The organism is Bacillus sp. CCNWLW194 (assembly GCF_037120585.1).
GTDB lineage: Bacteria > Bacillota > Bacilli > Bacillales > Bacillaceae_G > Bacillus_A > Bacillus_A basilensis.
On sequence record NZ_JBBBBL010000004.1, the window covers coordinates 330670 to 343189 of the forward strand.

At 32.1% G+C, this 12520-nt stretch carries 9 protein-coding genes; 2 read left to right on the plus strand and 7 right to left on the minus strand.

From position 1 onward, the window contains the following. Nucleotides 1-58 precede the first annotated feature (58 nt). The 4 genes from V7S50_RS11600 to V7S50_RS11615 are packed head-to-tail and all read right to left on the minus strand — an operon-like array spanning nt 59 to nt 4299. The gene (locus tag V7S50_RS11600) at nt 59-1048 is read right to left on the minus strand and encodes a type II secretion system F family protein (protein ID WP_240522565.1); all 990 of its coding nucleotides are present in this window, start codon (nt 1046-1048) and stop codon (nt 59-61) included. Between the two features lie 44 nt (nt 1049-1092). Then, nucleotides 1093-2673 carry an ATPase, T2SS/T4P/T4SS family gene (locus V7S50_RS11605; protein WP_001066995.1) on the minus strand — a complete coding sequence of 527 codons (1581 nt, stop codon included), beginning with the start codon at nt 2671-2673 and terminating at the stop codon, nt 1093-1095. A 15-nt stretch (nt 2674-2688) separates the two neighbouring features. Then, a complete protein-coding gene (locus tag V7S50_RS11610; RefSeq protein ID WP_001031299.1) occupies nt 2689-3441 on the minus strand; it encodes an AAA family ATPase in 753 nt (250 codons plus the stop codon). A gap of 18 nt (nt 3442-3459) precedes the next feature. Then, nucleotides 3460-4299, minus strand: a complete 840-nt coding sequence (locus V7S50_RS11615) for a LysM peptidoglycan-binding domain-containing protein (RefSeq protein WP_000378198.1) — start codon at nt 4297-4299, stop codon at nt 3460-3462. A gap of 221 nt (nt 4300-4520) precedes the next feature. Here V7S50_RS11615 and V7S50_RS11620 point away from each other — a divergent pair, with 221 nt between their 5' ends. Continuing rightward, nucleotides 4521-6092: a hypothetical protein gene (locus V7S50_RS11620; RefSeq protein WP_336376357.1), complete on the plus strand. Its 1572-nt coding sequence runs from the start codon at nt 4521-4523 to the stop codon at nt 6090-6092. 161 nt (nt 6093-6253) lie between these two features. Then, nucleotides 6254-6403 carry a hypothetical protein gene (locus tag V7S50_RS11625; protein ID WP_336376356.1) on the plus strand — a complete coding sequence of 50 codons (150 nt, stop codon included), beginning with the start codon at nt 6254-6256 and terminating at the stop codon, nt 6401-6403. Nucleotides 6404-6454: 51 nt separating this feature from the next. Here the strand turns inward: V7S50_RS11625 and V7S50_RS11630 are convergent, their stop codons facing one another. From V7S50_RS11630 to V7S50_RS11640, 3 genes are all read right to left on the minus strand, one after another. Further along, the gene (locus tag V7S50_RS11630; RefSeq protein ID WP_336376355.1) at nt 6455-6919 is read right to left on the minus strand and encodes a protease complex subunit PrcB family protein; all 465 of its coding nucleotides are present in this window, start codon (nt 6917-6919) and stop codon (nt 6455-6457) included. An 86-nt stretch (nt 6920-7005) separates the two neighbouring features. Continuing rightward, a complete protein-coding gene (locus V7S50_RS11635) occupies nt 7006-9618 on the minus strand; it encodes an OmpL47-type beta-barrel domain-containing protein (protein ID WP_336376354.1) in 2613 nt (870 codons plus the stop codon). A gap of 105 nt (nt 9619-9723) precedes the next feature. Beyond that, nucleotides 9724-12348, minus strand: coding sequence for an OmpL47-type beta-barrel domain-containing protein (locus tag V7S50_RS11640; RefSeq protein ID WP_336376353.1), 2625 nt, complete (start codon nt 12346-12348; stop codon nt 9724-9726). Nucleotides 12349-12520 lie beyond the last annotated feature (172 nt).

Below are 12520 nucleotides of genomic sequence, written 5' to 3' on the forward strand. Positions count from 1 at the left end.
GAAACCAACAACTCCTTTCAAATGAGTAAAAAGATATACAGTGTATTCCTTTTACTCATTATTTACTTTTTTTCACTCTTGTCATTTTAATATTTAACATAATCGTTCCCAATACAGCTCCATAGCCTAATAAGAAACAAATTAGACCTAAGAAAGAACTAAAGAAGAATTCTCTTCCTTTTGGGTTTAAAACAATATTTAGTAGTCCCGCTCCTGAAGCTAATACAGCAATAAAATAGTTAATTGCCACAGAATATTTCGCATCTGTTACACGAGATTTTTTCAATCTATTCTCTTTTTCTAAGATATTTCTTAAATGACGAAGATTTTCAATCGTTGTAGTCTTACTCGCATCTTCCATATAGCTGATAAGCGTAAAGACCAAGCTATTAATCCATACGTTGTCGTACTCTTCACCAAATTGTAAAAGTACCGTTTCTGCATCTCCCGAAATCATTTTACGAGAGATGTTTTCTAATATTTCTCGTAAAGGATTATCACATGAACGAGCTGTTTCATAGATGATACTTTTCATATCTCCATATTTTGAAGAAACTCGAATAATATGGTCAATTGCAGATGGTAATTGTTCTTCAATTTGCTCCATTAAATCTACCGCTAACATTTTTATGATTTTGTTTGCTATATAAAGTAGAAATAAAGGAATCACAATAGCAAGGAAATACTGCTTCACAACAATAAATCCAATCAGAATACAAGCATTCACACCTAAAAATCCATAATAATAGATATCTAATAACCCTTCTTTTCCTTTTTCTATTAAGAAGAATTCTAAGTTTTGATAAAATCGCTTAAATAAACTAACTCGATTTAAAAAGACATCTTCAGCTTTTTTCTTTGTTGTTTTTCCATGTAATTTATCTCTCATGCGTTTTTCATTGATTAAATTTAAAATAACCATCGCACAGATGACAACGGATATAATCAAAATCCCATTTATAATAACTGGTAAGACTTTATCCATTGTAAAGATATTAGATAATTGATTTTTTAAACCACTCATATTAAAATCTGGTAATTGGAACAAGTGAAATACCTCCCTTCTAAATATTGCAAGCCGTAAAAAACGGATTACAAGTCTTTCATTTCTGACATTGGAATGCCCCATTCGTTTAATCTGCTTTTCAAAGCATCTGACATACGATTTTCTGTTCTTTTGTACTTCCCTACTAATGGGTCTTCTGGGTCAAAGTCCCATTCATACAGACAGTTCATTTTCGTAAATTCATTTTTATCGTTTGTTACGATTTCTGAAATAGATTTAATACGAATATCACGACCAACTTTTCTCATCATAATAATAATATCTATCGCTTTACATAATTTATTTCGAATTTGAACGGTACTTTCGTTTCCTACATCAGGAGAGGACATATACATATCCACACACATATCTAAAAATGAATAATCATCTAATGCATGGGCTGTAAACATATTCCCTCTGGTCTTCAAGTTGGCTTCATATAATTGCTTAAACTCTCCACCACGACTTTCAGGGATGATTACTCTGTCTGCTGTAGTACGTAATGATGTGCGTAGAAGCTTATCAAATGTAAAATCTTTTTCTTCATCTACGTTAAAAATAACAACATCGTGACCTTTCAAAACACGTTCTACATCAGTTTCTGCTACAGAAGCAATAACAACTTTTCTCTCGATTTTTTCAGTGTACGTTAATGCATAGTTGATAAATGTTGTTTTACCTGTTCCCATTGGTCCACCAATCCCGATATTTGCTTTCCCACGAACTAAAACATCCATTAATCTATCTATAAAATCATCAACTGTTCCACTTTTCTTCATCATATTCAAGTTAGGAACAAAGTTCGTAAATTTACGGATGTTTAAGATATAGTTTTGACAGGCATCAGGAATAATGATGTTTACCCTGTCTTGATTTGGTCTGGTTGCTTCGACAATCGCATTTTCAACAGCATTTAATTCCTTTTTATTGAATTCAATTACCCTATTAAACACATTTATCAATTCATTTAACGTTTCAAACTCTCTATCATATTCGTATTTGACTCCTTTTTTAATGTAGTAAATACGAGATTTAAAATGTGGAAACGTACAAGCATTCACCATAATCTCACCCATATCAGGGTCATCATCTAATTCTTGTAGAACACCCATTCCATACAAATCAGCGAACAGTCGATACGAAATTTTTTCTACATCTGACTTATCCACTTCATCGGAGGTAATTAATGTTTTTCGAATCTTACTCATGATGTATTTTCTTGCATTTTCATCAATCGTTGATTTCTTTAATAGTTCTGTGTGTTTTTCTATTTCTTTCGTTGTACCCCCTGGGCTCTCCATTTCAAGTTGAATTTCATTTTTTAATCTTCGATATATGACCTCTTCTTCTGGAAGGGTTTCATCTTGTATATCAGATACATATAAATCTACAATTTCTTCATCCGTAAACTCATTCGTTTCATCCTTATAGATAAATTTTACGTTCCCGTATCGTCTATCCAGTGATAATAAACCTGTTTCATACACATCAAATCGTACAATCAGAGCATTACACATATCTTGTACTTCTAAAAATCGAAATGTTTTCCCTACACTATGTTTTAATTCGATAATCTTAAATGCTTCTTCATTATCACGAATTACCATTGGTATTTTTACGTTATTCATGTACATTCACCTCTTTTACTCTATCGCTTCAATAATTTCGGTATATTCATGCTGTTTTTTATTCGAAAACAGTTTGCTTGTCGCTCCAAATTTAAATAGGTTTTGATTATCAATATGTGATTCGTTATAGAAGATAGTGCCAATCACACTTAAATTGTTCTCTCCTACACATCTACTAAAATCAATATTTGAATGTTCATTAAACATGTTAAATAGTAACTTTACAGATACATGATTCTGTTTAAAATGCGTAACTGTTCGAACAGCAGATGGAAGAGCTTCTAAATTATTAAAATTATTTCTTCCAATTAATAGAATTTCATCTCCATGAAATAAAGCGTTGATTGTTCCTGCATTATCAATGTCTGGTGAAACTGTTACAACGATAAAGTCATACATAGCACGTAACAAATCAATCATTTTTTCAACATGCTTTTTCTCAATTAAATTGTAATTCTTCAGTAATTTCGTACCTTTTAATAAATCCACTTTATTTTTCAAGGAAATCATATTCTCTTTAAACAGCTCTTCATTTAAGAAATCCCCATCAATTTTTTCAATTAAATTATCAATTCCATGAATCTTATCTTCCATCGAAAAATTAGCACATAAGTAAGGAACCTTTACATCAAAATCCACTAATGCTACTTTTTTATCAGGGTGTTTTTGTTTATAATAATGAGCAATGCTTGTAGCTGTATATTTCATTCCATTTCCATATAAAATTGGGTAACATACTATCATTTTGCTTGTATTCTCTTTGTTCACTTTTCTCCAACTCCCCTCTTATTTTGCAGGAACAGTGATATTTTCTCCTGACTTGAATGTTTCTTTGTTACCATTTAATTTACTGATTGTTTCTTTGTCCGTTTTGAACTTAATTGCTAAACCATCTAATGTGTCACCTTCTTGTACTTCATAACTAATTACAGACATATTGTTTTTCTTTTCTTCATTTGAAGCTCCTTTTGCTACCTCACTGTTTGGGTTATATCCCCCTTCAGAACTAATCTCTGACGTGTCTAAGCTCATCATTTTTGAGATAATAATTTTCCCCTTTGATTGAGCATCGTAATATTGTTTCACTTCATCTTCCGTTAATTGAAGATAATATTCTTGTTTAGATGGTTGTGTTGCTTCAGGTGCTTGTGCAGAAACCTCAATTTTTTTACTTGCAAATAATGTCTGCACTTCTGATTGCTCTGAATGCTTATTTGTTAGTAACACAAAGACTTTTACGTTATCTGCATTCTTTATGTCTGGCATAAATTCTGATTGAATTTTTATTTTCAACTTTTCATCCGTGTTTTCTTTTTTCGATTCTAAACGTTGTGTTGCAATAGGTTCACCCTTTAACAAACCACCCTTTAATTGAGCTCCTTTAATTTGACTAATATCTGTCACATAGCCTTTTAAAAGACCACCCTTGGCAATATGAACAGGTGTAAACATACTTTCATTTACTTCTGTTTTTGCTTGAATATCCTCTTTTGCGACATAAATAGTTGTTCCAACTTTTTCTTGTTGATTTGCGAGATAGAAGTTCTGATATCCAAACATTAAAATAGCGAGTGTTGTTAAACCCCCTACCGCATATAACATTTTTTTGTTTTTTTGACTATCCAATCTGCCACACCTCCTATGTTTTTTCTCTGCATTTAGCATATATTAAATATCAACATAGGTAACCACTATTTCGGCTCTATGCTGTTCGACCTTCGTCATTATTATATTGACTATAGTTATCACATAAAATGAATAACGAGGATAAAACGAAATAAGATATTTTTCATCTTTTACTTTATTCAATTTTGATTTATCTTATAATTCGAAAGGAGTTGATATCCATGAAGAAAACAAAATATTCACTAACTGCCTCACTTAGCTTGCTAATTCCCTTTCTTTTTTGTATGCCAGTACATGCAGAAGACACACCAAAGTCGGAATTAGATGTGCAATACATGAAACAAAATGAAGAACATGCTCTCATTCAGGTAAACACAACAGGATTAAATGCAATTCGTCTTCCAGATGGAAACATTATTCACCAACAAAAGATAGATTACATTACCTCTCGAAATGGGAATTATGGATTCTCTGACGTGGCTAAAAGTCCAGAGAAAATGGAAAACAGCGTAAACATAGCAGATTTAAGAAAAGAACTATTAGTTACAAATAAAACACAAGTAAAATTGAAGTTAAAAACACAGGATTTACTTTCTGGAAATCATGAAATGCGTTTTAAAAATGACAATGGAAATTGGTCTGTGTTTGAGCCTTTTAAACAAGATAAAGATTGGAATCTATTAGATGAGGAAGGGATACGAACTGTTTCTGTACAATACAAAGATTTAGCAGGAAACATTTCAGATGATGTTTTTGATAGAATCTTTTTAGACAAGTCTGGACCAGAGACTTCCTTTCAAATTAATAATGGAAGCACTTATACAAACACGGAGAATGTGACGCTCTCTATTACAGCAAAGGATAACTATTCTTATCCTTCTAAGATGTATATTAGTGTAGATGGTACCAATTGGATTGAAAAACCATTTAGTGAAAAACTGCCATTCACCTTACCTTTAGGCGATGGTAAAAAAGATGTATATGTGAAAGTAGCAGATGCACTTGGAAATGTCAGTAAAGTGGTCAAACAAACGATTGTTTTAGATAAAACAGTTCCTTATGGCTCTATTGCTATCAATAATGGTGCTCAAATTGTTCCTTCTAAAAAGGTAGATTTATCAATTACATTAGGGGATAAATTATCTGGAATAAATAAGGTGAAAATTATAGATGGAGATAAAGAATATGTACTACCTACTGTTCCAAAAGACAAGATTACTATTCCTTGGGAACTAAGTGGAAAATCTAATAGCCAAGTTACATTAGTATTAGTAGATAATGCAGGAAATGTGGCAAGAATCGAAAGTAATCAAGTTATGTTAGCAACTTTAAATATTACTGAATTCGAATTGTTGAACGTTGTAAATCCTTCACAAACTACATTTAAACCAGTTAAATGGGCTTTTGAACCACAGAAAATGATGGCAGGAGGCAATATTGAATTTGCAATTTACTATGATTTATATCGAGATGAAAGAATCAAATCATCACGTATTGAGGGTAAATATACGATTGATATTGTTGGGGATAATGGTTACCATTACACATCTTCTAATCAATATGTGAATGAGCTACCTCGTCCTGAAAAAGGATTTAGCCTGAATACATTAATTCCAGAAAATGCACCAAGGAACGCAAAAGTGTATGTATCTTCTCATTTAAAAGCAACGTTACAAACTGACAAAGGAGAGGTTGTATTAGAAGATAGTTTCCCTGATAAAAACGGAAAAGCACACATTGGTATTGTTGATGGCTTCATTAAAGACAGAATCAAGTTCAATGAGATTAGATAACAAAAAAGCTACACTCTATGCACGTAGTGTAGCTTTTATAACTATTTAGGAAAAAATAATTGACGAATTAATGTTAATAAATTATAATATAATTAAAGATAAGTAAATATAGAAATCAGGAAGGGTTTGTGATAACTCTACAAAAAAAAGGAGATGATAGTATGTTACAAGAATTACTGGATGGTTATTTAATATTTTTAGTTGCGTACTCTCTATATCGAGTTATTGTTGCAGGTGTAGAAACTGTTCAAGAAATGCCTGAACTTAAAAAGAACAGAGAACAATACTTGAGAGAGATGGGACGATTATAATTTTTAATCTTCCTTTATATACAGGTAAAGAGACAGAATCTGTCTCTTTTTTTATTTTTCTTTTATTTTCTTTCCTACAATTTTTCCATCTTCAGCTTTTATACGAAGAATCATATGAGGATAGCTTTCTTTTTCTTCTATACTTGTGTTCTTTTCAGGTTCCACTACGTTATAGCCAACGACAATCTCCTTATTTACCTTTCTTACATCAAACAACTCAATACCATATCCAGTTGTGAATTTCTTTCCGTCTGCTATTACAATATAAGTGTATTCTTTACCCGTTTTAGAATGAACACCTTTTTCTTTTGATGCTTTTTCATACCAAGATTTCATTTCACCTTCATTCAATACACTTTCATCTAACAATTCATATTTTATCTCTTTTTGTGTTTTTAACTCTTTGACAGTCCATGTATCTTTTTTCATAAGTGTATTCTCATTAGAACAGCCAACAAATACACTTGTAGTGATAGAGAGTAATAACATTATGCCTAATTTCCTTTTACTTATCATGTATATGCACCTCCATTTTATTCCTATATTATATATTTTATATAGACTATATTCAATGAAAAAACTAAACAAAAAGAGCTGACCCTCTATTCAGTCAACTCTATTTTTATTTGATTCTGATTCGGTTTTGTTTTATCAATCTTAACAACTCTCGTCTTTGTTTCCGAAATGTTTCCTGCCTTATCATATACTCTTGATTTAACAGTCGTAATTCCTTCATTCATAAGCATAAATGGTTCTTTATAAAGAGTCCATCCTTGATTAATCGCTCCCTCCAATGTATATTCAACCTTTTGAATACCTGAAGAAACAGGAATTTCTAATCCATTCACCTTTACATTTACTTCTTTTCTATTTCCTGCATTGTCGAATACGACAAACGGATATACACCATTTTGGTCTACTTTAAATTGAACTGATGATTCTCTCTGCTTTGTCCCATTAGGTAATACTATTTCGCTTACACCACTCTGACTATCCGTAGCCTTCACATCAATAAATCCTTCTTTTTTATTCTGAGAAATAGAAACGTTTGTCGAAACCTCTGGAGGAGTTATATCTATTTGATTTATCTGTATGGTTTTGACCGTAACATTCCCTGCTTTATCATACACTTTGAATGTATAGCTTCCATTCGCTTTTATTTTGTACGAAATCTCTTCTTGATTTGTTTGACTGCTATTCGGCAATTCAATTCGGGAAACACCACTTTTACTATCACTGGCTTTTAATTTTAATTCTATTTCCTTATTTGTGAAAGTGTTAGGTATTCCTTCAATATTTAATACAGGATTATCCTTATCTATTAACACTTTTACGGTCTTCTCTGTCTCTTTTCCACGATTATCTAATACTTTATAGACATAAGTGCCCTCTTCACTTAACGTGTCCCTATAGGCGTTCTGGTGCACTTCACGACCATTTGGTAGCGTAATTTTATCTACTTGAAAATCATCATTATCTAATAATTCGTATTTTAAGTCACTATATTCCACTGTGAAATCATGGTCAATGTGAGGAACATCAATTTGTGTCCATGGTTGTAAGTCTTTATAATAATTATCAGGAATTGTGAATATTTCTTCAAAATGAACCTTCCCTTTTCCTTTCAAGTCAATCAACTTAAAATTATTTGCTCTTGTCCATGTTCTTCTTAATGTGTATTCACTTCCAACATTACCCATGTGAATATAAGAAAACCCTACACCTATAGTTTCATTCACAGGTTCTCTTTTTGCATTTATAAACTCCACATTTCCAGTAATTTTCACCCTCTTATCTTTATAGGTTGTGAAGTTTTGCCACATAGGAAGCCAAGAATCTCTGGTATCTTGCTTATATGTCCCTTCATATCCCACGTCATTCGTAGAAGAAATGTCTACAGATACATCTTTATTCGTCCAACCTTCCGTAGATGCTTTTATCTCCACTTTTGAAGGAATGTTAACATTCCCAATTGGAACAACTGAGTATCTGTAATTACCTGCCTTATCCTTCGACACAAAGTTGTATTCTTTATTCTCTGCAAAAGTGTATTCAAATTCCCCTGTTTTAATTCTGTTTCCATTAGGTAATTGCACATAATCTAAACCACTTTCACTATCTTGTACCTTTACCTTTAAAACAAATTGTTTGTTTTGTCTTTTATTTAATTCCTCTCTATTTAACACTTCAAAAACAGGTGGTGTTATATCGGATTCTTCCTCTCTCATTTGAAACGGTTCATTTGTAATATCGACGTCTCCCTTTTCAAACCTTACATAATTAGAGTATAAATAAGAATCATCCCCTGGTGTATCATAAGGCTTTATATCAATGACTTCTTTAGTGATTAATAATGGATAATTATCCTCGGACTTATTGACAACCATCCATACTAATTCTTCTCCTAAATATGTCCCGAATTTAACTTCGTCCCCAATTTTCATGTCTTTTGCCAACATGTTATTGGACAATCTATATTCAGGTTTTAAATGAATGGCAGGGACTACACCTTTTGCTTCTTGAGCACGGGAGATTCTTGTAGCTGAATCTTCCCATCCTACTGTTGAAACATTATCTGAAGCTTGTTCAGCATAACCAGTCGATGTAAGCCAAGGAATTGTATCGTTAAAGTAACTATTTTTATTTTTTGCAGATTTACTAATAGATTTCGTTAAGGGGAGTCCTCTTTTTTGGATATAGTCATACACTTCCCATATGTTTAATAAAAACACTTTATCTTTTTCGTTCCGATAAAAATAATCCATCTTTTCTCTCTCTATATTTGGAAGTTGAAACAATAGGGATTGGTTATCAACATGTGCAGGAGGTCTTTGTAATCCACCACCATGTTTCCCACCAGTATTCGCATCATGGAAGTTCACATGGACCCTGTGATTCGTAACAGCTATACCTTCTTGTTCACTCTTTGTAAATGTAGTTAAAAAGCCTGGTTCCATATCGTATGCAGTATTACCTAATTTTTGAGAACTTGGAGGTAGATTGGTATATTTCACTACACTCTCTGTACTATTTAACCATTCTCTAATATTAGAAGACCCCCAATATGAACTTCCCCATACATCCCTTCTTAAATATGAGTTTTCACTCCCTACAAGCTTATTTTCAAATGTATCAATAGCATGTGCAGAAATAGGATAACTACTTATACCTAAAGTAACTAAGGCACTTATAATCATAGCTTTATATTTTCTCATAATGTATCCTCCTCCCTAAATCTTTTTATTATTATATAGTTCTTATGCAATTTTTAATTCTTACAATAAAAAATAAGAGACCTGACTGTTTAGTCGAGTCTCTTTTTATTCTAACGTAATTAAAATTCCATTGTTTATTGGTTTAGTCTTATCAAGTTTTACCACTTTTGATTTTTCACTCGAAATATTTCCTGCTTTGTCATAAGCTCTTGATGTAATCGTTGTAAGACCTTCTTTTTTCACGAAAAACGGCTCAGTATAATTAGTCCACCCCTTATTTTCTGCACCATCTAACTTATATTCTATCTTTTGAATTCCAGAGATAGATATCTTTTCTAAATCCGAAATTTTAGATGTTATTTCCTTTATGTTTCCCGCATTATCTTTTAATTTGAATGGATATTCTCCATTTTCATATACATTAATTTTCACTGTATCTCCTTGCACCCATTCACCACTTGGTAATTGAATCGAATCTACACCACTTTCATCATCTTTAGCGATTACTCGAATCTCTCTACCAGATTTATCCACATTATGTTTTTCATCTAATAAGAATGATGATTGAATGTGATGATAAGGTTGTAGTTTGTCTATGTTTCGAATGGCTACTTTTTTTAGAGCCACATTACCCGCTTTATCATATGTTTGAAATTGATAATCACCATTCGTCTTTGCAACAAATTCAAACGAGGTGCTTGTCGTTTCACTCCCATTTGGTAAGATTGTTTTTGCTACGCCACTTTGAGAGTCAGAAACCGTTACATTCAACTTAACATCTTGATTTGTCCACTTGTCACTTATCCCATCAACTTGAATTGTAGGTAGTGTTTTATCAATCTTTACTTCCACATCTTTTTTTGTTATCATGCCTCGGTTGTCTAACACTTGGTACGTATAATTCCCCTCTTTTGTTAGTGTATCTTTATAACTTTTTTCACCAATTGAATTTCCGCTTGGAAGTATGATTTTTTCAATAGCAAAATCATCTTTGTCTAACAATTCATATCTCACATTTGTCCATTTGACTTTATAATTCGTATCCTGTGCATCTACATTGATTTGTGACCATGGAATTAAATCCTTATAATAGTAATCAGGAACTGTGAAAACCTGGTCAAAATGAGCTTTCTTTTTCTCTTGCAATTCTTTTAGAGAATAACGTATTGGTAAATGATAATTTTTTTGCAAGTTATATTCTGAACCTGATTTATTGACCGAAGTAAAAACGAATCCCATCCCTGTAAAATAATCTCCTACAGGTTTTTTCGCTTCAATAAATTCAACATCTCCTGATATACGAATTCTTTTCCCCTTATATGTTGTATAATTCGGCCACATCGCTTCTGTTCTATCACGATTATTTTGAATTTTTTCTGCAAAAGCACTCCCTACATCATTTGATGCTGAAATATCTACCGTTACATCTTTATTTGTCCATCCATTTGCAGAAGGATTAATAATTACTTTTGGTGGTATATTGATGTTTCCAACTGGAATAACGAAGTATCTAAAATTACCTACCGTATCTTTTGCAATAAATAAGTATTCTTTATTCTCCGACATCGTGTAAGAAACTCGTTTGTTATACACCTTGTTTCCATTTGGCAAAATGACATATTCTATATCAGATTCATCACTTGCTTCCAATTCAAGTGTAAACTCATCATTGCTTCTTTTATTCAATTTATCTTCATTTAGTATTTTAAAATCTGGTGGGGTTATATCCTTGCTGTTATTAATATTTTGATAAGGTTCTTCTACGATATTCACATCTTCTTTTTGGAAATCAACAACCTCTGAATATTTATAAGCCTCATCCCCAGGAGCATCATAATGCTTTAAGTCTATGATTTTTTCAGATAATAAAAGTGGAAATCCTTCTTCTGTTTTGTTGACAACCTTCCATTCAATAGGAGCCCCATTATAGTTTCCAAATAATAATTTCTCTCCAACCTGAATGTCTTTAGCTATCTTCCCATTCGGAAACTTATAATCTGGTTTGATATGTATAGCAGGTACTACGCCTCCTAATCTATTTGTGTAACCAAATACAAGTGACCTCGATGAATCAGGTGTAATTAAAAATGTCAGGTCGTATCCAATGTTTGATCTTCCACCACTTAACATCCAATGTTCATAGTTGTTATAATAACTATGTTTCTTTTGTGCTTCAGGCGTTAATTCCTTAGGTAACGACCAACCTCTTTTTTGTAAATAGCTATAAGCCTCATAAGCATTTAAAAAGAACACTTTATCATTTTCCATTTTATAAAAGAAATTCTTATTATTATTCAATAAGCCATTTAAACTAAAGGTCATTGATTGATTGGGATAGGCTACATCTGATTGAGATGTATTCCCTCCATCTTTCATTCCCGCTTGTGCATCTGTAGTAGAAACATATACACGGTGTTTAGTAACTGCAATTGCATCTTGTTCTTCCACATTAAAATTTGACAAGAAACCTGGTTCTTTATCATAAGCAAAGTTGCCTAATTTATCTGAAGATGGTGCTTGATTTGTATACTTTATATAAGATTTATCAGTATTTAACCACTCTCTAATATTAGAGGTTGTCCAGTAATTGCTTCCATATGTTTTTCTTGATTGCATGGATGGCTGAATAAGTTCATTTTCTTTCACACCATCTGCATAAATAGGCTGACATTGAATAGTTAAAAGGGAAATTCCTAAAAACGAACTTACTATTTTTTTAAATGTATTCATTTTTAGTCCTCCTCTCGTATTTTTGTATTCTTTCTAATAAATTCAATTATTTTATTATAGAAATCAAAATTCGAAATCATTCCGATTCTCATTCCAAACCTCTATGAATCTTTATATGTTGACAAGTAATCCAGATACGGTATATGAAATTATATATAAGAAAAAAGAGCCT